Source organism: Paraburkholderia atlantica (genome assembly GCF_009362785.1).
Classification (GTDB): domain Bacteria; phylum Pseudomonadota; class Gammaproteobacteria; order Burkholderiales; family Burkholderiaceae; genus Paraburkholderia; species Paraburkholderia atlantica.
Map to the genome: position 1 here is coordinate 1 of NZ_WHNQ01000009.1, position 25,683 is coordinate 25,683.

Annotated in this window: 19 protein-coding genes and 1 pseudogene; 7 read left to right on the forward strand and 13 right to left on the reverse strand. The window is 63.2% G+C overall.

The window, feature by feature from the left end; genetic code table 11:
* The coding region (locus tag GCT19_RS15010; RefSeq protein ID WP_265334619.1) for a xylulokinase at window positions 1–690 on the forward strand (690 nt) is incomplete at its 5' end.
* A 77-nt stretch (window positions 691–767) separates the two neighbouring features.
* Window positions 768–1,715 carry a sugar-binding transcriptional regulator gene (locus GCT19_RS15015; protein WP_026229140.1) on the forward strand — a complete coding sequence of 316 codons (948 nt, stop codon included), beginning with the start codon at window positions 768–770 and terminating at the stop codon, window positions 1,713–1,715.
* 141 nt (window positions 1,716–1,856) lie between these two features.
* On the opposite strand, the gene GCT19_RS15020 is transcribed toward GCT19_RS15015, so the two are convergent.
* From GCT19_RS15020 to GCT19_RS15055, 8 genes are all read right to left on the reverse strand, one after another.
* Window positions 1,857–2,183: a hypothetical protein gene (locus tag GCT19_RS15020; RefSeq protein WP_152852407.1), complete on the reverse strand. Its 327-nt coding sequence runs from the start codon at window positions 2,181–2,183 to the stop codon at window positions 1,857–1,859.
* 1,363 nt (window positions 2,184–3,546) lie between these two features.
* The gene (locus GCT19_RS15025) at window positions 3,547–6,042 is read right to left on the reverse strand and encodes a lytic transglycosylase domain-containing protein (RefSeq protein WP_152852409.1); all 2,496 of its coding nucleotides are present in this window, start codon (window positions 6,040–6,042) and stop codon (window positions 3,547–3,549) included.
* Between the two features lie 367 nt (window positions 6,043–6,409).
* Window positions 6,410–7,519 (reverse strand): ABC transporter ATP-binding protein, encoded by a 1,110-nt coding sequence (locus GCT19_RS15030; protein WP_152852411.1) that lies wholly within the window; start codon window positions 7,517–7,519, stop codon window positions 6,410–6,412.
* A gap of 87 nt (window positions 7,520–7,606) precedes the next feature.
* Complete coding sequence (locus GCT19_RS15035; RefSeq protein ID WP_018437788.1) at window positions 7,607–8,317, reverse strand: HAD family hydrolase; 711 nt, start codon at window positions 8,315–8,317, stop codon at window positions 7,607–7,609.
* Window positions 8,317–9,192: a carbohydrate ABC transporter permease gene (locus GCT19_RS15040; RefSeq protein ID WP_013090394.1), complete on the reverse strand. Its 876-nt coding sequence runs from the start codon at window positions 9,190–9,192 to the stop codon at window positions 8,317–8,319. The genes GCT19_RS15035 and GCT19_RS15040 overlap by 1 nt, the downstream gene beginning before the upstream one ends.
* On the reverse strand, window positions 9,189–10,124 hold the full coding sequence (locus GCT19_RS15045; RefSeq protein WP_026229139.1) for a carbohydrate ABC transporter permease: 936 nt from the start codon (window positions 10,122–10,124) through the stop codon (window positions 9,189–9,191). Before GCT19_RS15045 ends, GCT19_RS15040 begins: the two co-directional genes overlap by 4 nt.
* 194 nt (window positions 10,125–10,318) lie before the next feature.
* A complete protein-coding gene (locus tag GCT19_RS15050) occupies window positions 10,319–11,641 on the reverse strand; it encodes an ABC transporter substrate-binding protein (RefSeq protein ID WP_013090396.1) in 1,323 nt (440 codons plus the stop codon).
* A 97-nt stretch (window positions 11,642–11,738) separates the two neighbouring features.
* Complete coding sequence (locus tag GCT19_RS15055; protein ID WP_035492167.1) at window positions 11,739–12,518, reverse strand: L-iditol 2-dehydrogenase; 780 nt, start codon at window positions 12,516–12,518, stop codon at window positions 11,739–11,741.
* A gap of 255 nt (window positions 12,519–12,773) precedes the next feature.
* On the opposite strand from GCT19_RS15055, the gene GCT19_RS15060 reads away from it, so the two are divergent.
* The 4 genes from GCT19_RS15060 to GCT19_RS15075 all read left to right on the forward strand — a co-directional run bounded on the left by GCT19_RS15060 (window position 12,774) and on the right by GCT19_RS15075 (window position 16,105).
* Window positions 12,774–13,271 carry a Fur family transcriptional regulator gene (locus tag GCT19_RS15060; RefSeq protein WP_018437784.1) on the forward strand — a complete coding sequence of 166 codons (498 nt, stop codon included), beginning with the start codon at window positions 12,774–12,776 and terminating at the stop codon, window positions 13,269–13,271.
* A 92-nt stretch (window positions 13,272–13,363) separates the two neighbouring features.
* Window positions 13,364–14,347, forward strand: a complete 984-nt coding sequence (locus GCT19_RS15065) for a metal ABC transporter solute-binding protein (protein ID WP_152852413.1) — start codon at window positions 13,364–13,366, stop codon at window positions 14,345–14,347.
* Window positions 14,344–15,330, forward strand: coding sequence for an ABC transporter ATP-binding protein (locus GCT19_RS15070; protein WP_152852415.1), 987 nt, complete (start codon window positions 14,344–14,346; stop codon window positions 15,328–15,330). Before GCT19_RS15065 ends, GCT19_RS15070 begins: the two co-directional genes overlap by 4 nt.
* Entirely contained in the window at window positions 15,323–16,105 is a 783-nt protein-coding gene (locus tag GCT19_RS15075) for a metal ABC transporter permease (protein ID WP_013090401.1), read from the forward strand. The genes GCT19_RS15070 and GCT19_RS15075 overlap by 8 nt, the downstream gene beginning before the upstream one ends.
* Window positions 16,106–16,193: 88 nt before the next feature.
* On the opposite strand, the gene fghA is transcribed toward GCT19_RS15075, so the two are convergent.
* The 3 genes and pseudogenes from fghA to GCT19_RS15090 all read right to left on the reverse strand — a co-directional run bounded on the left by fghA (window position 16,194) and on the right by GCT19_RS15090 (window position 18,932).
* Window positions 16,194–17,048, reverse strand: coding sequence for an S-formylglutathione hydrolase (gene fghA / locus GCT19_RS15080; RefSeq protein ID WP_013090402.1), 855 nt, complete (start codon window positions 17,046–17,048; stop codon window positions 16,194–16,196).
* Between the two features lie 105 nt (window positions 17,049–17,153).
* A pseudogene (locus GCT19_RS43345) lies at window positions 17,154–17,288 on the reverse strand (zinc-binding alcohol dehydrogenase); the annotation flags it as partial.
* Between the two features lie 177 nt (window positions 17,289–17,465).
* Window positions 17,466–18,932, reverse strand: a complete 1,467-nt coding sequence (locus GCT19_RS15090) for a xylulokinase (RefSeq protein WP_152852417.1) — start codon at window positions 18,930–18,932, stop codon at window positions 17,466–17,468.
* A 467-nt stretch (window positions 18,933–19,399) separates the two neighbouring features.
* Between GCT19_RS15090 and GCT19_RS15095 the strand changes: the two genes are divergently transcribed.
* Entirely contained in the window at window positions 19,400–20,809 is a 1,410-nt protein-coding gene (locus GCT19_RS15095; RefSeq protein ID WP_152852418.1) for a nucleobase:cation symporter-2 family protein, read from the forward strand.
* 115 nt (window positions 20,810–20,924) lie between these two features.
* Here GCT19_RS15095 and GCT19_RS15100 read toward each other — a convergent pair whose 3' ends face one another.
* Both GCT19_RS15100 and GCT19_RS15105 read right to left on the reverse strand, forming a co-directional pair.
* Window positions 20,925–22,439 carry an efflux transporter outer membrane subunit gene (locus tag GCT19_RS15100; protein WP_152852419.1) on the reverse strand — a complete coding sequence of 505 codons (1,515 nt, stop codon included), beginning with the start codon at window positions 22,437–22,439 and terminating at the stop codon, window positions 20,925–20,927.
* A 1-nt stretch (window position 22,440) separates the two neighbouring features.
* Entirely contained in the window at window positions 22,441–25,671 is a 3,231-nt protein-coding gene (locus GCT19_RS15105) for an efflux RND transporter permease subunit (RefSeq protein WP_152852420.1), read from the reverse strand.
* Between the last annotated feature and the right edge of the window lie 12 nt (window positions 25,672–25,683).

Sequence of the window (25,683 nt, forward strand, 5' to 3'; positions counted from 1 at the left end):
GTCGGCGACAGCTTCCGGCCGAACCCGGCCTCCGCCGTGCACGCGTTCTGTCATGCGATCCCGGACCGCTGGCATCAGATGAGCGTGGTGCTGTCGGCGGCGAGCTGTTTGCGCTGGGTCTGCAAGCTCACGTCGACCGACGAGCCGACGCTGCTCGCCGAAATCGAGGCGCTGCCCGCCGAAGCCTTGACCAGCGCGCCGCTCTTTTTGCCGTATCTGTCGGGCGAGCGCACGCCGCACAACGACCCCTACGCGCAAGGCGTGTTCTTCGGCATGACTCACGCGACCGACCGCGCGCTGCTCGGCTACGCGGTGCTCGAAGGCGTGACGCTCGCGCTGACCGACGGCCTCGACGCGCTGCGCGCGGCCGGCACCGAAGCGAAGGTGCTGTCGCTGCTCGGCGGCGGCGCACGCAGCGATTACTGGGCCCAGTTGCTCGCCGATGCGCTCGACACCGTCACCGTCAAGCATGGCGGCGGCGAGACCGGCGCGGCGCTCGGCGCGGCGCGTCTCGGCTGGCTCGCGGCAGGCGGCGAGCCGGCCACCGTGCTGACCAAGCCGCCCGTCGAAAAGGAGTTCACGCCGAATCCGCGCCGCCACGCGGAATTGCGCACGCGCCTCGAAGCGTATCGCGCGCTGTATCGCCACGTACGGCCGCTGTTCGATCCCGCCCGCGCCCCGCTCGCCTGAGCGTCATCCGCGGCCGGCCTGCGCGACAGACGCGCCGCCGGCCGCTATCATCGGCACACTTCAAGCGAAATCTCATCGTGCCCAGGTCCACAGAAAAACTCGATCTCGCCACGCGCGCCGCGTGGCTTTACTACATCGCGGGCAATACCCAGAACGAAATCGCCGAGAAGCTGCAGGTGTCGCGGCCGGTCGCGCAGCGGCTCGTCGCATTCGCGGTCGAAAAGAACCTGATCCGCGTGCGGGTCGATCACAAGCTCGCCGATTGTCTGTCGCTCGCCGATCAGTTGTCGAAGCGCTACGGCCTCAGCATGTGCGAGGTCGTGCCGATCGACGGCGATACCTCCGAGGAACTCGACCGCAAGCTCGCGGTGGCCGGCGCGCAGGTGATGGAGCGTTATCTGACCGCGGAAAAGCCGATGGTCGTCGCGGTCAGCAGTGGCCGCACGCTGAAGGCCGCGGTCGATCAGATCGCGCAGCTAGACCGTCCGCAGCACCGGTTGGTATCGATGGTCGGCGCGATCGCGCAGGACGGCTCCTCGAACCGCTACGACGTCGCACTGCACATTTCTGAAAAGACCGGTGGCAAGTATTTTCTGTTGCCGGCTCCGCTGCTCGCCGACAGTGAGGCCGAGCGCGCGCAGTGGTGCAATCACCGGCTTTATCGGATCGTCGAGTCGCTGTCCGCGCAGGCGGATGTGGCATTCGTCGGCATCGGCAACATCGGCATGACCTGTCCGTTGCACGAGGACGGTTTCATCACGGAAGGCGAGGTGAAGGAACTGATGCACAACGGCGCGGTCGCCGAAATGCTGGGCCTGCCGATCGATGCGGCCGGCGCGTCCGTCGAATCGCCGACCGGCCGGCGCGTGACGAGCATCGCGCTCGACGCGCCGCCGCGCCGGCCGACTATTGGGTTTGCGGGCGGACAGCGCAAGCGTGAGGCGTTGATTGCTGTGCTTAAAGGTGGGTGGTTGTCGGGGCTGGTGACGGATGAGTTGTGTGCGCGGGCGGCGTTGGAGGCGTGAGTTTCGGATGCGTGGCGGTCGCGCTCTATCGCGTCAATGCCCGCAAGCACCTCTAGCGTTTGCCGGTCACACAAACGCCCCGCTCGATGATGGAAGCGTGACCGGAATGACGGACCGCCAAGCCGAATGTATCAAGAATTTTTAATTTCCACACCTATGAAAATCAATCTTTCCGCTATTTTTATAAAAATCTGGCTTGCTCACCCATTTATATTCTCTTGTGTTGTTAGTGTAAAATCCGATCCAATTTAAAACGAGATCACGCTCACTCTTGATTTTTATATAACCGATTCGCCTAATTCTGGAGAAATTATCCCAATCGAGACCCATACCACCTCGCCCCAGATCTAGCGGAGATTCGAAGTAGACGTTAATAATTTCATCCTCTTTAATATTTTCTTTCAAGACAGAGTTAATGACAATCTGATTTGAATTGATAGTAAATTCTGCCTGAAGATCACCATCCATCTTTATGCCCTCCAGATTGTTGCAGTCGGCGACCATCTCCCTTTTAGCTTACCGGCGGAATCGAGTGATTTTGAGTAAAAAGTCACCTCCCGGGCTGCGCAACAAGGACCCAAAAAGGCAATTACCCAAGAAGACACAAAGGAGAAAAAAAGCAATTTTTTTATCATTTTAATAAGGTGCTAACGCAGCCGCCCGCGATGTAAAGCCGTGACATCTAAGTCCCGCCCATTTCGTCCGAAATCATTTCAAGCTCGCTTGCCCTATCAAACACCGAACGCAACATGAAATCGAGGCTCGTTCCCCGCGTAGTACCGAAAGAACCTGACACATGTTCGGCGAGAAAATTATAGTTGTCATCACGCCACGTGATTCATTCGTGCTGCACCTTGTCCAAATATGTTTTATCCTCGGGTGCGAGTTTTTGGACTACATTCGCATAAGCGATATTCAGTCACTTCTTTTGCACCGCAGCGGCGACGCAATCAGTTTGTGCATCACTATTGGATGCTACTTTTTTAGTGCATCGTTCAAATTGCGGTGAATAAGTTCGCTCTGCCGCATTGACGACAGATAATAGCATCATCACACAAATGCAGAAGATTTTTAAATTTTGCATATATCATCAATCTTCATGCTTGATGGAAATGAATATATCTCAGAGTTGATTCGTTGACGGCATAAATTCCACGATTAGCCGAATAATCATAAGATGACTGAATTCCATCCGATATTCCCCCTTGAAATTGGATGCCCACTGGTGCAGCAATTGACGCCCGCTCTTTGGCGGCCGCATATTGTGCGTCGTCCACAGTGCCAACGCCGCTTTTTACAAATGCCGCAATTGCACCCCTAGCCTTGTTGATAAAATACTCTCAGAGGACGCTATTAGAAAGCACTCCAGCTAGTTAGTTGGTGCTCGGCACGTATTTTTCCCCGTCAAAAAAGTAACGCTTACGAACGCTCTCCTCGGCAGTTCCGAAATCGACGTAAATGCCAACAAGGCCTCCGCGTGACTTCCCAGCAATCGCCACACTATAGCCACCAGTCGAAAGCATGAGTGACGGATTGCCTGTTGACGGTCTTTTCACTAGCCATATGGGACCTAGTGCCGCCCCCCATCCACAAGCCTCACTAGTCGTGACAAACCATGTAGATACCGAACTACCCGATGACAGCGGAATTTTTTTCCCTTGCAGTTTACAATTCAGCGACCTATAGGGTCTGAAGGAGATGTCTGATTCGATGGCTGAGCGAATTACTTCTGGGACCGGTCCAAGGTCTTGACTCTCCACGGATACAAGAGGTTCGGAAGCGGATGCAAAACAGGTTGCACAGACCATCGCAAGAATTATCAGCATTGCTTTCATTGGCTACCCCAGTCCACCACGTTAGAACATATGTTATTCAAGATAAGATCAAATACTGGCATAACCTTGGCCTCCGAAATTTCCTTTCCGCCATAAGCCAGACTGGGGCCATCATGGTGATACGCGTATGTCATCACAAAAACATTTCTCTCAATGGCCCCGCCAGTAATCGCAAGTCGCTTATTTTCCAAATAATGCCTCACCATCGCATCGGCACCTTGTTCTGCATCGAAACGCTGACTATTTGTATCGATTCCATACGAGCTTGCTGTTTGGTCAACAAATTGACCCAAACCTGAAGCGGAAGTCGTTCCCGCGGCGGCATCTGGATTGAAGCCAGATTCGTGACGAGTCATTGCCAAAATCATCGCAATATCGTCCCTGCTCAAGTGATACTGACGACCTTTTTGAACCAAAAGATTTATGACCTTAATTTGAGAGATTTTTGACGCATCGCCGCCCCTTCGGCTATTACCGGCAATTCGACCCGGCGAGGTATCAATTGGGAGTCGATAGTGACTCCAACTCACGATTTGACTATCTTTATACGCGGGCGCCGGGTGAGGCACCCAAATCGCATCATAGTTGATACAACCACATGATTGCGTATTGATAAAATTCCCCACCAACCCAATCGGATTGATGTGATACACATCCGATCCGGGGAAGCCGGGCACGCCCGCGGCCACCTCGTCCCACCACACAAGCTTCGCGATGCGCTTCTTCTCCTCCTCATGCTCGGGCCTGTGCCCGGTGCGCTGCTCGATGGCACGGACAAGCGCCTGCCACTTCGCCGGATTGGCCCATTCACTTTCGTGTTTCGCGATGAGACGCGATGCGCGAAACGCGGCCCATGGAAATCCGGAATGCTGGGGGCTTGATCCCGCGCTGCAAAGCTCGTCTGCCGCGTAAAGACCGTCACCGCCCGGATACAGGACGCGGTAGATTGCGGCCATCAGTGGGCTTAGCTTGCCAAGTGAACCCGCATCGGATACATCGATGCCGAGTGCATAGTCCACATAGTCGCCCGTGTTTGCAAAAATGGTGTGCGTCGGATCATGGTCCTCGTCGTGACACTCGAAGTCGATCCAGCTTTGCGAAAACTCCCGCGTCACGCGACCGCCCTCGAAGCTCTGCTCACGTACCCATCCGCGAATAGAGTTGCCTCGCACATCCGCGCTGTCTACCTTCCACCAGCGCCGTTTCGTCCCGTCGCTACCGGGGTCTTTTTCCATGAACCTGTGACCGTCATCCTGCGGCAGCGCGGCAAATCGATAAGCCTGGACCACATCGGTCTGTTTCGGGTCCTTGCCGGATTGCCCATTGGCATGGTCATGGTAGAGGGTCGTTCCACGCTCCACGCGCAGAATGGTGGGCTCCGGTGGCAGGCCCAGCTCGCTCCACCGGTCCTCGTGCGCACAGTTGGCCCGAACCCAGTCACGTCCGGACTTGATGAACCGCCTGATGCCCCCGTCGCAGAACACCTCGATGTGCGCCATCCGCGTTCCGCTCGTACACGCGTTCAGCGAGTCATAGCGGCCAGGGTGCCCGATCAGGTCACCGGCCTTGACGGGAAATCCACCGGCTGTCCCCTGCGGATCGCCCGCGCTCCACGTCCGGTTCGTCGTGACAATCACCCGGTCGAACATCGAATCCGGAATGCCCTCTTTCACGACCGGCCCGCCATTCTGCGCGCCCAGGCAAATCCATCCGTCCACCGCCGCGGACGTTGCGACATAGCCGCCCGCCTCGGGCGCATACAGCGTTGCTCCGTGCAGCTCCGTTAGCTGGCCCCACGTTGCACCATGCACCGTTTCAGTCTTGCCGATGCTGACACTTGCTCCCTGCGGCAGGATGCCAACGATGGAGCCGTTCGGCGTCCTGCGCACAGGCAGACCCACCTGTGACGGATCCGCAATCTGCCCACTGCGACCCGGCCGCGGCCTGTCCTGCGCAAACTGCGTCACCTGCCACTGCCGCGACCAGTACGCCGGTTTCTGCCGCTTCGGGAAATTGTCATAGTCAGCGTTGGACATCAGGTGCATGTACAGGCTGTAGAACGTCAGCTGCGTGCCGCGCGGAAACTCCATGTCGTGCCGCACCAGGGCAAAGCCCGTGCTGTACGGAGCCTGAAGCGGCACGTTACTGCCGTCCACGCTTGCTTCGCTGACCGGATAGTCCTGGTTGGCGCGATACGCGATCAGCACACCATCCGCGATGCAGCGTAGTCCGGCGTCGAGGTCGAGCGCCTGTCCCGCGCCCGCCTCGGTGATGTGGATGCCGCCGTGCCACATGCCCTTGCGGCTGACGAGATACGCGCCGGACGACTCGTTCCCGGCGAGAAGCCGGTAGATGTCGTGCTCGTCGGTGAAACGGGTGGATGCACTGGCATTGCCTTGCGCCTTGCGCAGAAACGGAAAGGCAAAGGCCAGTTGCTTGAGGGCGGGAGGTTGCGGCGTCTGTGGGCGATGAGGTGCTGGATTGTTCGTCATTGGCTCGGTGCACTCCTGAAAGGATTCGGGCACACCACACTATGACGGGCCGGCTGACAGCGTCGATTAGCCAAACTCTGAAATTGTTCGAACAATTGTCAAGCGGAGAAGTTCGCTTGAGGTTCGCCAAGTTCACACAACTGTTCGTAAATAGGACCGCTATGGACGATTCGGCGGCCAATACGGGGCCGCAGCAACTGCTATCGCTGATCGACAGTCAGACCGCACGGTGGCACAACATCAGATAATTCCAATGTGACACAGCAAGGATGCACGGACGTGCACGGACATATATGGCACACGCCTATAGCGCACGCCGACCATCGCAATCGCGAAGAGCGGCGCCCACGCGCCGCTTTTCCATTCATCAAGCCGCCAACACCTCAACGATCTTGCGCTGAAACGCCTTCCCTTCGCTATCGAACAGATGGCAATGCTCCGGTGTCGCGCCAAGCTTCTGCGTATTGCCCTTCACATGCCTCTCGAGCGGCGGAATCCTCGCGATCAAACCGTCCGGCGCGACGCTCGACTCCGCGTACAGATACGCGGCATCGCCGAGCGATTCGACCGTCATCGTGCGTGCCTCGATACCGTCCTCGGTCGCGCTGACGTGCAGGTGCTCGGGGCGGATGCCGACCGTCACCTTGTCGCCCTGCTTCGCCGCGCCGGGCTCGACCGACACGCGCTGCGTCTCGCCGGTCTCGTAACGCACCGTGACGCCGTCGCGCGACACCGACTGCACGACGCCTTCCATGAAGTTCATCTTCGGCGAGCCGATGAAGCCGGCGACAAAGCGGTTCGCGGGCGCGTGATACAGCATCGTCGGGCTGCCGACCTGCTCCAGATTGCCCGCCGACAGCACGACGATCTTGTCGGCCAGAGTCATCGCCTCGACCTGGTCGTGCGTCACGTAAATCATCGTCGTCTTCAGCTCATCGTGCAGGCGCGCGAACTCGAGACGCATCTTCACGCGCAGCGCGGCGTCGAGATTCGACAACGGCTCGTCGAACAGGAACACCTTCGGCTTGCGCGTGATCGCGCGGCCGATCGCGACGCGCTGCCGCTGCCCGCCCGACAACTGCTTAGGCTTGCGATCGAGCAGATGGTCGATATGCAGAATCTTCGCCGCGTTGCGCACGGCCGCGTCGATCTCCGGCTTCTTCGCGCCGGCGAGCTTCAGGCCGAACGCCATGTTGTCGTACAGCGTCATGTGCGGATACAGCGCGTACGACTGGAACACCATCGCGATGCCGCGCTTGGCCGGCGGCACGTCGTTCATGCGTACCGCGTCGATGTTCAGATCGCCGCCCGTGATGTCCTCGAGGCCCGCGATCATCCGCATCAGGGTCGATTTGCCGCAACCGCTCGGCCCGACGAACACGACGAACTCGCCATCGGCGATGTCGAGATTGATGTCGCGCATCACTTCGTTGTCGTCGTAGGCCTTTCTGATGTTGCGCAAGGTTACGCTTGCCATGATGTGTCTCCGTGTAATGCTGTTCGATGCTGCTCGTCACTTCATTCTGCTACCTGATGCCGTGTCGTGTCGCGTTCGTTCGCGCTCTCATCGCGCCGCGGCCGTCGCGGACAGTGTCCATTGCGCGACGAGGTCGGGCAACTGCCGCATGTCGTCGAACACGTGACGCGCGCCCGCCGCGCGCAGACGGTCGATCTGCGCATCGCTCGCATGACCGCCGCCGATGAACCCCAGCACCGCCATGCCCGCCGTGGCCGCCGCCGTGACACCCGTCACGCTGTCCTCGACGACGAGGCACGCGGCGGGCGCAATCCCGAAGCCTTGCGCCGCCGCCAGATACACGTCCGGTGCAGGCTTCGGATTCGGCACCGCGTCGGCGCAGAACAGCCGCTCGCCGAAGAAACGCTTCAGGCCCGTGCGCGCCAGCACCGTCTCGACGTACGGCCGGAAGCTATTGCTCGCGCAGCCTTTGACGAGCGGCACCTGGGTCAGTGCCATCTCGATGCCGTCGACCGCGGGCGCCTCGATCGCCGCCGCTTCGACCGCGCGGCGGATCGCGTCGATATCGTCGACGCCGAGTTGCTGCCCGAGCTGCGTCGCGGTGTCCTGCAACACGCGCTCGATGCGCAGCCCGAGCAGCGGCAGCACGACCGGCTCGACGTCGACGCCGGGCCAGCGCGCCTCGAGTTCTCGCACCAGCATACGCGCAGCCACCGCTTCGCTGTCGATCAGCACGCCGTCGCAATCGCAGATCAACGCATATCGCGCGATGCCCGGACCCGCCGTCGGGTCCGCCATCACTTGACCGCCCCGAACGTGAGGCCGCGTACCAGCTGCTTCTGCGACAGCCAGCCGACGATCAGGATCGGCGCGACCGCCAGCAACGAAGCAGCCGACAACTTCGCCCAGAACAACCCTTCAGGACTCGAATACGATGCGATGAACACGGTCAATGGCGCGGCGTTCGAGCTCGACAGGTTGATGCTCCAGAACGCCTCGTTCCACGCCAGGATCACGAGCAGCAGCGCGGTCGACGCGAGTCCGGGCAGCGCCATCGGCATCAGCAGATAGACGATCTCCTGCCATGTCGCCGCGCCGTCGATACGCCCGGCTTCGAGAATGTCGCGCGGAATCTCAGCGAAGTACGTGAACGCCATCCACACGGCGATCGGCAGATTGATCAGCGTGTAGACGATGATCAGACCCGACACCGTATCGAGCAGGCCGCTGTTTTTCCACAGCAGATAGATCGGCACGAGCACGCCGACCGACGGCATCATCTTCGTCGACAGCATCCACAGCAGCACTTTCTGCGTGCGGTGCGTCGGGAAGAACGCCATCGCGTATGCACACGGCACCGCGAGGATCAGGCACAACAGCGTGACGCCGACCGAGATCAACACCGAGTTCCACGCGAATGCGAAGTAGTTGCTGCGCGCGAACACCTCGCGGAAGCTGTCGAGCGTCGGCATGAAAAACAGCGACGACGCGTAGGCCTGCTGCTCGGTCTTGAACGCGGTGATCGTCATCCAGAAGATCGGGAAGAACAGCAGCAACGCGACGAGCCACGCGATGACGCCGGGAATACCGCGGCGAATCGTATCGAACGGCGATTTGGTCGGCACCGCGACGGGTTGCGTCGTCGATGCCGCAGTGGAGGCAACGTGACTCATTTTTCGTACTCCCCTTTCAGGTTCTTCGCGAGCATCCGCACGAGGAAGAACGACACGATGTTGGCCAGCACGACCGCGAGAATACCGCCCGCCGATGCGAGACCGACGTCGAACTGTTGCAGGCCGAGCGAGAAGATCAGGTACGACAGCGTGGTGGTCGCGTTGCCGGGACCGCCGCCCGTGGTCGTGTAGATCTCGGCGAAGATCGACAGCAGGAAAATCGTCTCCATCATCACGACCACCGCGATCGCGCGTCTCAAATGCGGCAGTGTGATGTAGAAGAACATCGAGAACGGACCCGCACCGTCGATCTTCGCGGCTTCCTTCTGCTCCTGGTCGAGCGACTGGATCGCCGTGAACAGGATCAGGAACGCGAACGGCAGCCACTGCCACGCGACGATCATGATCACCGCGGTCAGCGGATAGTCGGCGAACCAGTCGATCGGCTGCATGCCGAGCGCACGCATGCCCTGCGCGACGAGGCCGTACACCGGGTGCAGGATCATGTTCTTCCAGATCAGCGCGCTGACGGTGGGCATCACGAAGAACGGTCCGATCGCGAGCAGGCGCGCGATGCCCTGCCCGTAGAACTTGCGATCGAACAGGATCGCCATCAGCACCCCGCCGACCACGGTGATCACGAGCACCCACACGATCAGCTCGATCGTGTGCGCAATCGACGGACCGAACGACGGATCGGTGGCGAGATAGCGGTAGTTGTCGAAACCGGCGAAACCGCGCAGATCGGGATTCAGCAGGTTGTAGTGCGAGAACGAGAACCAGATCGTCATCGCGAGCGGAATGACCATCCACAGCACGAGAACGCTGACCGACGGCGCCACGAGCCAGCGGGCCGAATTGGCCTTACGCTCCTCGCGTTCTTTTTCTGTCTGCGGATGGGCGTGCATCAAAGGTAGGCGCAAAGGACGCATGATGGACCACCTGTTCGGTAATGCGCGGAGCGTTCGCCCGAGCCGCGTGCGTGCGACGCGGCGTGCCGTGCTGAATGGCACACGGCACGCGCCGCATCGCGTACGGCGCAGACCAACGGCCGCCCTGCTTCACGAGCCGCATCGGTCGATGCGGCGGGCCTGCCGGGTTACTTCTGCGGATTCACTGCTCGCAGTTACTTCTGGTAACCCGCCTGCTTGACCGCGCGATCCGCGGCCGCGTTGCCGGCCGCGAGCGCCTGGTCGACCGTCATCTGACCGGCGATCGCGCCGGAGATGCTCTGCCCGACCACCGTGCCGAACGACTGGAACTCAGGAATTCCGACGAACTGCACACCGGTGTACGGGACCGGCTTCGAGGTCGGATGATCCGGGTCGGCGGTCTGGATCGCCTTCAGCACGAAGTCGCCGAACGGCGCGGCCTGCTTGTACTCGGGGCGCGCGTAGGTGGACTGGCGCGTGCCCGGGGGCACCGAGGCCCAGCCCTCGTCCTTCGCGACCATTTCAATGTACTCCTTCGAGGTCGCCCACTCGATGAACTTCTTCGCCGAATCGGCCTGCTTCGACGACTTCGGAATCGCCAGCGCCCACGCCCACAGCCAGTGCGAGCCCTTCGGCGTGACCGCGACCGGCGCCGCGGCGAAGCCGACCTTGTCGGCGATCTGCGACTGCTGCTTGTTGTACAGCATGCCGGCCGCGACCGTCGCGTCGATCCACATCGCGCATTTGCCGGACGACATCAGCGTCAGGTTTTCATTGAAGCCGTTCGAGCTGGCTCCCGGAGGGCCGTCCTTCTTCAGCAGATCGACATAGAACGTCATCGCCTTCTTCCATTCCGGCGAAGTCAGCTGCGCGTTCCACTTCTCGTCGAACCAGCGGCCGCCGAAGGTGTTCACGACCGTCGTGCCGTACGCCATGTTCTCGCCCCAGCCCGCCTTGCCGCGCAGGCAGATGCCGTATTGCTCCTTGGACTTGTCGGTGAGCTTGTCGGCGAATTGCGCGATCTGGTCATAGGTCGGCTGGTCGGGCATCTTCAGGCCGGCCTTGTCGAACAGATCCTTGCGGTAATAGGTCATCGAGCTTTCGACATAGAACGGCAGCGCGTACAGCTGGCCGTTCGCGGACAGGCCGTCGCGGGCCGTCTTGACGACGTCGTTCAGGTCGTAGTTCGCGGGCAGGTTCGTGATCGGCGCGAGCCAGCCGCGCTTGCCCCATTGCGGCGTTTCGTACGCACCAATTGTCATCACGTCGAACTGGCCGCTGCCGGTCGTGATGTCGGTCGTCGCGCGCTGGCGCAGCACGTTTTCCTCGAGGATCACCCAGTTCAGCTTGATGTCCGGATTCGCTTTTTCGAACGCCGGCGACAGCTTCTTCAGCTCGATCATGTCCGGATTGTTCAGCGTCGCGATCGTCACCGTCGCCGCCGATGCGCTCAGCGCAAAGCAGGTGGCCGCGCCGGCACCGGCCGCCTTCAGCGCGAATTTGAAAGCTGGTTTCATGGTTGTCTCCTTTCTCATACGTTATGTGATGCTGCGTTCGTTTGACGGAATGACGCGCCGGGCAGAGCAGCCAACGTGCCCGCTTACTGCTCTTGGCTCAGCTCATCCAGTTGCCGCCGTCGACGTTCAGCGTCTGCGCGGTGATGTAGTCGGCATCGGCAGACGCGAGGAACAGCGCGGCGCCGGTCAGGTCGTCGGGCACGCCCATGCGGCCGAGCGGCACGGCCTCGCCGACGAGGCGCTTCTTCTCGCCGAGCGGCCGGTTCTCGTAGCGTGCGAACAGCGCGTCGACCTCGTTCCACATCGGCGTGTCGACGACGCCCGGCGCGATGCCGTTTACATTGATCTTATGCGGCGCGAGCGCGAGCGCCGCGGACTGCGTATAGCTCAACACCGCCGCCTTGGTCGCGCAGTAATGCGACACGAGCGCCTCGCCGCGCCGGCCGGCCTGCGACGACATGTTGATGATCTTGCCGCCGCGGCCCTGCTCGACCATCTGCCGCGCGACCGCCTGCATCAGGAAGAACATGCCCTTCACGTTGACCGCGAACAGGCGGTCGAACACGTCCCAGGATTCGTCGAGGAGCGGGCGCATGTCGAACAGCGCCGCGTTGTTGAAAAGGATGTCGATCTGGCCGAAGCAGCCGAGCGTGCTCGTGACGATGCGCTCGATGTCCTCGCGGCGCCGGACGTCGGCGCTGACGCTCAACACGCGCTCGCCGTAGGTGCCGCGCAGCGCGCCGCCGATGCTGTCGGTCGGCTTCACGTCGACCAGCACGCAGCGCGCGCCTTCGTCGAGATAGCGCAGAGCTACCGCTTCACCGATACCGCTGGCCGCGCCCGTCAGAATGGCGACCTTGTCCTTCAATCGTGCCACTGCCTGTCTCCGGTTCGTTTTTACATTTTGGCGCGTAGTGAGCGAACGCTCGTTTTGCGATCAATTGCTCGGCTAGTGATCGAATGATCGGATACGGGCCGGGTCATGTCAAGGCACGCGGACGAATTTCGATGGTGCAGCGCGGCAGGCTTCCCACGACGCGAGGATTCGCGCCACTGACAAAAAATCGCGATACGTTATATCATTTCGACCTCGCCGCCTGCCGGGGGCTGCCACGCCAGGAGATCCACGCCGATGACTACTTCGCTCGCCGAACAGCACGCCATGCGGCTCGCGCATGCGGATGCGCACGCCGCGGCGCAGGGGCTCGCGCTGACACCGCTGCGTCGCCAGGTGTATGCGGCGATCGTCGCGAGCGAGCGGCCGGTCGGCGCGTACGAATTGCTCGACGCGCTCGCGCCCGAGCGCGGTCGCATGCCGCCTACCACCGTCTATCGCGCGCTCGATTTCCTCGTCGCGCATGGCTTCGTGCATCGGATCGAATCGAAGAACGCGTTCGTCGCCTGCTGCGAAATCGGCGTGCCGCATCGCAGCCAGTTCCTGATGTGCGACGGCTGCGGCGCGACCGTCGAGATTCCCGGCGCCGAACTCGCCGACCGCCTGTCGCACAGCGCGCCCGCGCATGGCTTCGAGGTGCATCGCCAGGTGATCGAGCTGAGCGGCCTGTGCGGGCTATGTGCGCGAGCGGCGAAGCCTGGCGGCGCCGGCGGCTCGCCAGGCGCTTCGTCGTAATCAGGCGCGCGGCGCCGCGCAGAGCTCAACGCTGTATTCGGCCTTGCCACCCCGAGTGGCTCATTCAAACTCTCAAGCAGCAGGAAACAACGATGAAAACGATCCGCTTGATGTTGTCGAGTGCGCAGCGCGTGCTGAAGCGTTCGATGTCTGTTCGCAACCATCTGTGCACCTGTCTGCTGGCGCTCGCGGCGCTCGGCTTCGGCCATGGCGCGTTCGCCGCCGACGCGAAAATCCCGGTCGTCGCCGCGGAAAACTTTTATGGCGACGTGGTGCGGCAACTCGGCGGCGATCGTGTCGACGTCACCAGCATCCTCAACAACCCGGACCAGGACCCGCATCTGTTCGAAGCCAGCCCAGCCACCGCACGCGCGTTGCAGCACGCGAGCCTGATCGTCTATAGCGGCGCCGACTACGATCCGTGGATGGCGAAGCTGCTGGCCGCGTCGAAAGGCACGCAGCGCACCGTGATCGTCGTGGCTGACCTCGTCGGCAAAAAAGGCGGCGACAATCCGCACCTGTGGTACGACCCGGCGACGATGCCAAAAGTCGCGCGCGCGGTCAGCGACGCGCTCAGCGCTGCTGACCCGGCGCACAAGTCGGCGTACGATGCGAACCTCGCGAAGTTTCTCGATTCGCTGAAGCCGATCGACGCCAAGGTCGCCGAGCTGCACGGCCGCTATGCAGGCCTGCCGGTCACGGCGACGGAGCCGGTGTTCGGCTATATGTCGGACGCGATCGGCCTGAACATGCGCAACCAGCGCTTCCAGCTCGCCGCGATGAACGACACCGAAGCGAGCGCGGCCGATATCGCCGCGTTCGAGCGCGATCTGCGCGAGCGGCGTGTGCGCGTGCTGATCTACAACAGCCAGGCCACCGAGGCGCTGACCCAACGCATGCTGAAGCTCGCGCAACAATCTAAGGTACCGACGTTGAGCGTCACCGAAACCCTGCCGGCCGGCAAGACCTATCAGACGTGGATGCTGACGCAGCTCGACGCGTTGCAGAAGGCGCTCGCGGCGGGCGACACGAACGGCGCGAACGGTGCAGCCAACGCGAAAGGAAAAACTCCATGATTCCGACTGGCCATCGAACGCCAGCAGGTGCGCTGACAGGCGCACGCACCGCGCGCGGCGACACGCCCGTGCTCGAACTCGACAACGTGACGCTCGATCTGGGCGGCCGCACGATCCTGCGCGACACCAGCTTCGTCGTGAAGCAGGGCGAGTTCATCGGTGTGCTCGGGCCGAACGGCGCGGGCAAGACGACGCTGATGCGCGCGGTACTCGGCCTCGTGCCGGCCGCGGACGGCGCGATTCGCGTGCTCGGGCAGACGGTCGAGCGCGGCAACGCGTCGATCGGCTATATGCCGCAGACGCGCAGCGCGCTCGCCGGCCGCCGTGTGCGCGGCCGCGATTTCGTCGCGATGGCCGCCGATGGTCATCGCTGGGGCTTGCCGCATGCGGATGCGAAAACGCGCGCGGACGTCGATCGGGTGCTCGAGCTCGTCGGCGGGACGAATCTCGCGAAGCGGCCGCTGTCGGAGTTGTCGGGCGGCGAACGGCAGCGGCTGCTGCTCGCGCAATGCCTGCTCGGTAATCCGAAACTGCTGCTGCTCGATGAACCGTTGATCAGTCTCGATCCGCATCATCAGAAGAGCGTCGTCGAACTCGTGCGGCGCGTGCAGCAGGAACTCGGCATCGCGGTGCTGTTCTCCGCGCACGAACTCAATCCGCTGTTGAACTCGATCGATCGCGTGCTGTATCTCGGCAGCGGCGTCGCGGCGCTCGGCACCGTCGATGAAGTGATCACGCGGCCGGTGCTGTCGCGTCTGTACGGCTCGCCGATCGATGTGATGCGCGTGAACGGCCGCATCTTCGTGATGTCGGGCGGTGTCGAAGTCGAGAAGCACGATCACGAGCACGAACACGACGAGGACGGCGGACATACGCATTCGCACGGTCACTCGCACGACCACGGCCACGGTCATTCACACGGCCACTCACACGGTGACTCAAACCCGCACGACTCACGCGACGGACACACGCACGATGTTTGAATACGATTTCATGGTGAACGCATTCGCGGCGTCGGGGATCGTCGCGGTGCTGGCCGGCGTGGTCGGCTATTTTCTGGTGATGCGCGGACAGACGTTCGCGGGCCACGCGCTGTCGCATGTCGGCTTTACTGGCGCGACCGGCGCGGTGCTGATCGGCATTTCGCCGATCTGGGGGATGATCGGCTTCACGCTCGCGGCCGGTGTCGGCATGGGTGCGCTTGGCGAGCGACTCGCTGGACGCGATGTCGCGATCGGCGTGATTCTTTCCTTGTCGCTTGGCTTCGGGCTGCTGTTTCTGCATTTCTTCACCGCGTATGCGACGCAGGTGACGGCGCTGCTGTTCGGCAACGTGCTCGGCGTCAATGCATCGACGCTCGGGGTGCTTGCAGCGCTCGGTGTGGTGAGTCTCGTGGCGCTGGCGGCCATCATGCGGCCGCTGCTGTTCGCATCGCTGCAGCCGGAGCTGGCCGAAGCGAAGGGCGTGTCGCTGCGCCGCGTGTCGGTGCTGTTTCTCGCGATCGCCGCGCTGGCCGTCGCCGCCTGCACGCAGATCGTCGGCGTGCTGCTCGTGTTCACGCTGATGGTGGGCCCGGCCGCCGCCGCGCAGAACCTGAGCACGCGGCTGTCGACGGGTCTCGTGCTCGCGGCCGTGTTCGCGCTCGCGCAGGCGTGGCTCGGGCTGACGCTCGCGTTCTATACCGATTGGCCGACGAGCTTCTGGATCACCGTGCTATCGGCGGCGGTGTATGGCGGGAGTTTGCTGAAGCGGCATTGAGCGGCGCTTGCGTCGCGATCACATGAAAAAACGGCGGCACGTGATGTGCCGCCGTTTTTTCATTTAGCGCCGCCTTTTACGACGTTTTTCAGCCGAGCAACACCTTCGCGTGATGTGCGAGATGATCCTCGATGAACGTCGAGATGAAGTAGTAGCCATGGTCGTAGCCTTCGTGCCGATGCAACGTCAACGGCTGCCCCGCGGCTTTGCACGCCGCTTCGAACACGTCGGGATTCAGCTGCGTGGGCAGGAACTGATCCGCGAGTCCCTGATCGACGAGAATCCCCGCCGCGAACTTGTGCGTCGCGTGCGCGACCAGTTCGCTCGCGTCGTACTGCTTCCACGCCTCACGGTTCTCGCCGAGGTAGCCGCTGAACGCCTTCTCGCCCCACGGACAACGCATCGGCGCCGCGATCGGCGCGAACGCCGACACCGACCGATAAATGTTCGGATTGCGCAGCGCGAGCATCAGCGCGCCGTGCCCGCCCATCGAGTGACCGAAGATGCCGAGGCGCTCGCCATCGATCGGCAGGTTCGCAAGCACCGTCTCGCGCAGTTCATCCCGCACGTATGAGTACATCCGGTAATTCCTGGACCACGGCTCCTCGGTCGCGTCGACATAAAAGCCCGCGCCGACACCGAAGTCCCATGCATCGCTCTCGCCTGGCACACCCGCGCCGCGCGGACTCGTGTCCGGCGCGATCAATGCGATGCCGTGCTGTGCCGCGAAACGCTGCGCGCCGGCCTTGATCGGAAACGTTTCTTCCGTGCAAGTCAGTCCGGCCAGATAGAACAACGCCGGCACACGTCCCGCATTCTCATGCAACGCCTGCGGCGGCAGATAGATCGAGAAGCGCATCGGCAGACCGATCGCGCGCGACTCGTGCCGGTAAAAGCGCTGCTCGCCGCCATGACAGGCGTGCGACGATAGTAGTTCGAGCATCGTGATATTCCTCGCTTAATAGAGCACGACCGAGCGGATCGACTCGCCCTTCTTTATCAGGTCAAAGCCCTCGTTGATGCACTCGAGCGGCAGACAGTGCGTGATGTAGTCGTCGGTATGGCAGATGCCCGTCGCCTTCACTTCGATCAGCACCTCACCGGCGCGCGGACCTTCGAGATCGACTTCCTCGATCGTCAACGGGGCGCCGGCTTTCCATGCGATTGCTGCTTTGCTCTTCATCATCAATGCTCCTCCGAGTGCGTGAGTGCGTGAGTGCGTGAGTGCGTGAGTGCGTGAGTGCGAAAAGGGCATCGCGTGCCAGTGACTACGTGGCGCGCGAAAAGCGTAATGGTATTGCATAGTGCGCAAAGGCTGCGCCGCCGATCGCACTCGGCGCCGCGTTCGACGCCGTCGCTGCTACTGCGCTTCGCGCGGCGCCCTGCCACCGAACCATGGCTCGACCCGGCCATACAAATCGACGAAGCGCGCATAGCGTCCGGCAAGCGCCGCATCGCCTCGTGGGCCCGCAACGCGTGTCGCGCCCGGCGCGAGCGCGGCGAGATCGCGCGTTAGCCAGTGACCGCACGCGAGACCGCCGAGGATCGCCGCGCCGCGCGGCGCTGCGTTCGGGCAATCGACCGCGTTCAATTCGACGTCGAGCGCATCGGCAAGCAGCTGTCGCCAGCGCGCATCGACGGAGCCGCCGCCCGCGAGCTTGAGCGCCGTCACCGGCGCGCCGCTCGCGCGAATCGCGTCGAGCCCCGCGCGCAACGAGAACGCGACGCCCTCGAACGCGGCGCGCATCATCGCCCCGCGCGTATGCTCGAGCGATAAACCGAGCCAGCCGCCGCGCGCCTGCGGGTTCAGCCACGGCGTGCGCTCGCCGGTCAGGTACGGCAGGAAGGTCGGCGTCGACGCCGCGTGACCCGTTGCATCAGCGGCTGCATCCGCCGCCTCGCCGAATGCCTCGCGGTAAGCGTCCGCCCACTCATACGACAGCCATCCGCGTACCCGCTCCAACGCGATGCCGACGTTCTGCATCGCCGCCATCCGATACCAGTGATCGCTCGCCGCGCGATAGCGATGCAAGCCCTTCAGCGGCGCCGGCTCGTGGTTCGCGAGCACGACGATCTGTCCGCCGCTGCCGGTCGTCAGCAGCGCGTCGCCGTCGTGCGCGAGTCCGCTGCCGAGCGCCGCGCACGGCGTGTCCGCGGCGCCGGTCGCGAGCACGATACCGGCCCGCAAGCCGAGTGCCTGCGCGGCCTGCGGCGACAGCGCGCCCGACGCCGCATACGACGGCGCCAGCGGCGCGAACCACTCGCGCGGAATCTCGAGGCGTTCCAGCAGCGCCGCGTCCCACGCGCCGGCGGGATCGGCGAGCGCGGTTGCGCACGCGTCTGACGCATCGGTCACGCACGCGCCGCCGAGCGCGACGCGCAGCCAGTCTTTCGGCTGCAGCGCCCAGCGCGTGCGGCGCGCGGCTTCCGGTTCATGCAGCACGAGCCAGCGCAGCAACGGACCGGCCATGCCGGGCGCGACCGGATTTGGTTGCGGCTCGGGCCATGCATCGAGCACGGCGAGCGCGCGCGAGTCGGGCCACAGCATCGCGCGCCGCACCGCCGCGCCGTTTGCATCGAGCAGCACGACGCCGTGCATCTGGCCGGAGAAGCCGATCGCGCGCACGCCGTCACGCAGCTCGCGCGGCAGGGCCGCCATCGCATCGACGAGCGCATTCCACCAGGTCTCGACGTCGATTTCGGCCCAACCCGCGTGCGGCGTAACCAGCGCATACGCGACGCTCGATACCGCCTGCTCGCGTCCATGTTCGTCGACGATTGCCGCTTTCAGGGAGCCGGTGCCGAGATCGATGCCGAGAAAACTCATGAGCGCAGGGACGTTGAAATGAGGATCAGGAAGGAGCCAGCGAGGCTGGCGACGAGACCGGCAAGCGAAGCAAAAAACGAGGCCGCCGCGACACCGCGAACGTTCGGCGAACGGGCCAAAACACACGCGGGAAAAAGCCCATTCGCGGGTTAACCCCCTCGTGGGGCGAGCATCGTCAAAACAGGACTATGCGTGCAGCGTGATACACGTCATTGATTCTCACACATATCCCCGCCGGCGACGAAGCCGCGCCGCGCACGCGACGCACCGCCCGCAATCGCCGCCGCATGGGGCTCTGCGCCGCTGCGCTGCCGATCCGTCCCACCCGTGGCTTTAAATTGCCTTTCAAAATAGGCCTTTGCATATCGTCGCCGGGAATGCCGGAATAGCCACGTATGGTCTTGTTGCGACTTTTCGTCCCCGCTACCTTGGAGTCATCCCAAAACGAGATGGTGGAGACAGACGACATGCAAGCGAACACGGTTCACCCGTGCGACGAGCGCCTACCGGCCGGCCAGTTGCTCACTCTCGGCATCCAGCACGTGCTGGTCATGTACGCTGGCGCGGTCGCGGTGCCGCTGATCATCGGCGCGGCGCTGAAGCTGCCGAAAGACCAGGTCGCCTTCCTGATCAGCGCCGACCTGTTTTCCTGCGGCATCGCCACGCTGATCCAGACGCTCGGACTGTGGATCTTCGGCATCCGTCTGCCCGTCATCATGGGCTGCACGTTCGCGGCCGTCGGCCCGATGCTCGCGATCGGCACCAATCCTTCGCTCGGCCTCCTCGACATCTTCGGCTCGACGATCGCGGCCGGCGTGATCGGCATTCTGCTTGCGCCCGCGGTCGGCAAGCTGCTGCGCTTCTTCCCGCCGGTCGTGATCGGCGTCGTGATTTCGGTGATCGGCTTGTCGCTGATGGAAGTCGGCATCAACTGGGCGGCCGGCGGTGTCGGCAATCCCGAATACGGCAATCCGGTCTACCTCGGCCTGTCGCTGCTCGTGCTGACGCTGATCCTGCTGATCAACAAGTTTGCCAGGGGTTTCGTCGCCAATATCTCGGTGCTGCTCGGCATCGTCGCGGGCTTCGCGATCGCGCTGCTGCTCGGCCGCGTCAACCTGGACGGCGTCATGCACGCGCCGTGGGTCGGTTTCGTGATGCCGTTCCACTTCGGTTTGCCGCACTTCGATCCGCTGTCGATCGCGACGATGGTCACCGTGATGTTCGTCACGTTCATCGAATCGACCGGCATGTTCCTCGCGGTCGGCGACATGGTCGATCGTCCGGTCGATCAGAAGACGCTGGTGCGCGGCTTGCGCGTCGATGGTCTCGGCACGCTGATCGGCGGCATCTTCAACTCGTTCCCGCATACGTCGTTCTCGCAGAACGTCGGGCTGATCGGCGTGACCGGCGTGAAGAGCCGCTTCGTCTGCGCGATGGGCGGCGTGATCCTCGTGATGCTCGGCCTGTTTCCGAAGATGGCGCAGGTGGTCGCGTCAGTGCCGGCGTTCGTGCTCGGCGGCGCGGGCATCGTGATGTTCGGCATGGTCGCGGCGAACGGCATCAAGGTGCTGTCGCGAGTCGACTTCGTCAGGAATCAGCACAACCTGTTCATCGTCGCGGTGAGCATCGGGCTCGGCCTCGTGCCGGTCGTGTCGCCGCACTTCTTCTCGCAACTGCCGCCGGCGTTGTCGCCGCTGCTGCATAGCGGGATTCTGCTCGCGTCGGTGTCGGCGGTCGTGCTGAACCTGATCTTCAACGGCGTGAAGAGCGAGAAGAAGGCGAAGAGCGAGCTTCGCCGCGCCGGGCACGATCTCGACAAGAGCGCGGCCAGCGAGCCGCAGGGCGGCGAGATGCTGCGGGCGGCGGATCTGCATTGAGCCTTTGATGCAGCGCTGACGCGGTGAGCGGCACCGAACGCCGCGCATCAACAAAAACGCCACGGCATGCCGTGGCGTTTTTGCTTTACATCAGCGGTTCATCGAGCTGAAGCGCTTACCCTGCCGTCGGCGCGGAAGTCGCGACCGGTGCGCTTGCCGCACCGTAGTCGACCGGCGCGTCGGCGGGACGCGGCTGGTCGCCGTTGTGCTCGATCCAGCCGCCGCCGAGCGCCTGGTACAGCGTGACCAGGTTCTGCAGACGTCCCATGCGCGCGGTGACCAGCGCCTGCTGCGCCACGTACAACGAGGTCTGCGCGGTCAGCACCGCCAGGTAGCTGTCGACACCGTTCGTATAACGGAGCGTCGACAGATCCAGCCGGCGCTGCTCGGCCGCGACGTCCCGCTCGAGTGCCGCGATCTGCTCGTCGTACGTGCCGCGCGCGGCCAGTCCGTCCGCCACTTCACGGAAGGCCGTCTGGATCGCCTTTTCATACGTGGCGATCTGCACGTTCTTCTCGATGTTGGCGAGATCGAGGTTGGCCATGTTCTGACCGCCCTCGAAGATCGGCAGCGTGATCGACGGCGCGAAGCTCCATGCCGCCGAACCCGGCTTGAACAGCCCGCCGAGCGTCGGGCTCAGCGTGCCGGCGCTGCCGGTCAGCGTGACCCTCGGGAAGAACGCGGCGCGCGCCGCGCCGATGTTCGCGTTGGCCGCGAGCAGATTCTCTTCGGCCTCCATGATGTCGGGACGGCGCGTCAGCAGATCGGACGGCAGGCCCGCCGGAATATCCGTGAGCAGGCTCTGGTCGTTCAGCGGCAGGCCCGTCGGCAGGTCAGCCGGCAACGGTTCGCCGATCAGCAGCACCAGCGCGTTGTCAGCCTGGGCCCGCAACCGCGTCTGCGTCTGCAGGTCCGCGCTCGCGGTCTCGACGACCGTTTGCGCCTGGCGCAGATCGAGTTCCGAACCGGTGCCGTTGTCGAACTGCAGCTTGGTGATCCGAAACGACTCCTGTGCCGTCTTCAGCGTGTTCTGCGTGACCTTCAGCAGATCGTCCAGTTCGAGCACCGTCATGTACTGGTTGGCCACCTGCGCCACCAGCGCGATTTCGGCGGCCTTGCGCGCCTGCGCGGTGCCGAGATACGTGGCCAACGCCTGGTCCTTCAGACTCTGCACGCGCCCGAAGAAGTCGATTTCCCACGACGCGTTCAAGCCCACCGAATACGTGTTGGAGATCGTCACGCCGGTGAACGTCAGGTCCTTCGGCGTGCGCGACCTGCTTTGCGAGGCCGCGGCGTCGAGCGTCGGGAACAGACCCGCGCGCACGATGCGGTACTGCGCCGCCGACGCCTGCATGTTCAGCACCGACACCCGCAGATCGCGGTTGTTCTTCAGCGCGATCTCGATCAGCTGCTGCAGACGCGGATCGACGAAGAAATTGCGCCAGCCGATGTCGGCGGCGGCCTGGCCGTTCGCGCTGCGCTCGCCCTGCGCGCCCGGCTGCTGGTCGTACACGCCGCCGGTCGGGAAGGTCGCCGTTACGGGCGCGGCGGGCCGCTGGTAGTGCGGCGCCAGCGTGCAACCCGTGGCGAGCAGCGCGACCGCCACTGCAATCAAAGAGTGTTTTTGCATCTCAATGCCCATCCTTGCCCGAGCCATTGCCATTCGACCCGTCGGTCGTGCCACCCGTCGCGCCGCCTTGCGGATCGTGCGGATGGTGCTGTTCGTAGTGGCGCAGCGCCTCATCCGGGTCTTCCTTCTCACCGCCGAACTTCGCGCGAATCACGACGAAGAACATCGGGATCATGAAGATCGCGAGGAAGGTCGCCGTCAACATGCCGCCGATCACACCGGTACCGATCGCATGCTGGCTGGCCGAGCCCGCGCCGTTACTGATCGCGAGCGGCAGCACGCCGAGAATGAACGCGAGCGAGGTCATCAGAATTGGACGCAACCGCAGACGCGCCGCTTCGAGCGCAGCCTCGATCGGGCCCATGCCTTCACTCTGCTGCAGTTCTCGCGCGAATTCGACGATCAGAATCGCGTTCTTCGCCGACAGCCCCACGGTGGTCAGCAGACCCACCTGGAAGAACACGTCGTTCTCGAGCCCGCGCAGCGTCGCGGCCAGCAGTGCGCCGATCACGCCGAGCGGCACCACCATGATCACCGAGAACGGGATCGACCAGCTTTCATACAGCGCCGCGAGACACAGGAACACGACGAGAATCGAGATGCCGTACAGGATCGGCGCCTGCGAGCCCGACTGACGCTCCTGCAGCGACAGACCCGTCCACTCGTAGCCGACACCCGCCGGCAGCTTGGTGACGATCTGCTCCATCGCCACCATCGCCTGACCGGTCGACTTGCCCGGCGCGGCCGCACCCTGGATTTCCACCGACGGGATACCGTTGTAGCGCTCGAGCTTCGGCGAACCGAAGGTCCACGCGGTGTTCGTGAAGGCCGAGAACGGCACCATCGCGCCCGCGCCGTTGCGCACGAACCAGGCATTCACGTCTTCCGGTTTCATCCGGAACGGCGCGTCGCCCTGCAGGTACACCTTCTTGATCCGGCCGTCGGTGTCGAGGAAGTTTTGCACGTACGCCGAGGCCCAGGCGATCGAGAACGTCTGGTCGATCGAGGAGAGCGACACGCCGAGCGCCGAAGCCTTCTCGTGGTCGATGCTCACCTTGAACTGCGGTGTATCGTTCAGGCCGTTCGGACGCACCTGCGCGAGCGTCGGATCTTTCGCCGCGAGACCGAGCAGCATGTTGCGCGCTTCCATCAGCTTCGCGTGACCGATACCCCCGCGGTCCTGCAACTGAAAGTCGAAGCCCGCCGCGGTGCCGAGTTCAGGAATCGACGGGGGATTGACCGGATACACGACCGCGTTCTTGTAGCCGCTGAAGTGCATGAACAGCCGCCGCACCAGTGCCTGCACCTTCTGGTCCGCATGCTGACGCTGCGCGTAGTCCTTCATCCGCACGAACACCAGACCCGCGTTCTGGCCACGACCCGCGAAGCTGAAGCCGTTCACCGTGAAGGTCGATTCGACGATCGCCTTCTCGTCGTTCAGCAGGTAGTCCGACACGTCCTTCAGCGCGCGCGCGGTGGTTTCCTGCGTGGAACCCGACGGCGTTTGCACCAGCACGAACATCGTGCCCTGGTCTTCGTCAGGCAGGAACGACTTCGGCAGACGCACGAACAGCAGCCCCACCGCGAAGATCACCACCATATAGATGATGAGCCAGCGGCCCGAGCGCTTGATCACGTGGTGCACGCCCGAGTGATACTTGTCGCGGCTCGTGTTGAAGGTACGGTTGAACCAGCCGAAGAAGCCGGTGGCTTTTTCGTGGTGACCCTTCGGAATCGGCTTCAGAATCGTCGCGCACAGCGCCGGCGTCAGAACCAACGCGACGAGCACGGACAGCACCATCGCCGCGACGATCGTCAGCGAGAACTGCCGGTATATCGCCCCGACCGAACCGCCCGAGAACGCCACCGGCACGAACACCGCCGACAGCACGAGCGCCACGCCGACGAGCGCGCCGGTGATCTGGTCCATCGCCTTGCGGGTTGCCTCGCGAGGCGATAAGCCCTCCTCCTGCATCACCCGCTCGACGTTTTCCACCACCACGATCGCGTCGTCCACCAACAGACCGATTGCGAGCACGAGACCGAACATCGACAGCACGTTGATCGAGAAGCCGACCACGCTCATGATCGCGAACGTACCGAGCAGCACCACCGGCACCGCGATCGTGGGGATCAGCGTGGCGCGCAGGTTCTGCAGGAACAGGTACATGACGAGGAACACCAGCACGATACCTTCGAGCAGCGTCTTGACCACTTCCTCGATCGACAGGCGCACGAACGGCGTCGTGTCGTACGGGTACTGCACCACCAGGCCGTGCGGGAAGTACTTCGACAGTTCCGCGATCTTCGTGCGCACCGCCTTCGCGGTGGCGAGCGCGTTCGCGCCCGTGGCGAGCTGGATACCGAAGCCTGCCGTCGGCTGACCGTTGTACTTGGTGTCGAAGTTGTAGTTTTCGCCGCCGAGCTCGATGTGCGACACGTCGCGCAGACGCACCTGCGAGCCGTCCTGATTCACCTTCAGCAGAATGTTGCCGAACTGCTCGGGCGTATTGAGCAGCGTGGCCTGCGTAATCGTGGCCTGCAGCACCTGACCCGGCACCGACGGCGTGCCGCCGAGCGCGCCACCCGCGACCTGCACGTTCTGCGCCTGCAGCGCGGCTTGGACATCGAGCGGCGTCAAGCTGAAGTTATTCAGCTTGTTGGCATCGAGCCAGACCCGCATCGCGTACTGCGAGCCGAACAGCGTCACCGTACCCACACCGTCGATACGGCTGATCGGATCCTGGATGTTCGACGCGACGTAGTTCGCGAGGTCGTACTTGTTCATGCTGCCGTCGGTCGACACGAACGCCATCACCAGCAGGAAGCTGCTGCTCGACTTCGTGACCCGGGTGCCGAGCTGCTGCACCGCCTGCGGCAGCAGCGGCGTGGCGAGCTGCAGCTTGTTCTGCACCTGCACCTGCGCGATGTCAGGGTTGGTGCCGGCAGCGAACGTCAGCGTGATGGTGGCCGTGCCCGAGTCGTCCGAGGTCGACGCGAGGTACAGCAGGTGGTCCAGACCGCTCATCTGCTGCTCGATCACCTGCGTGACGGTGTTTTGCACCGTCTCCGCCGAAGCACCCGGATAGGTTGCGCTGATCTGGATGGCCGGCGGCGCGATGGTCGGGTATTGCGCGATCGGCAATGTGAACACCGACGCGAGACCCGCGAGCATCAGGATGATGGCGATCACCCATGCAAAAATCGGGCGATCAATAAAGAACTTTGCCATGAGGCGGGCTCC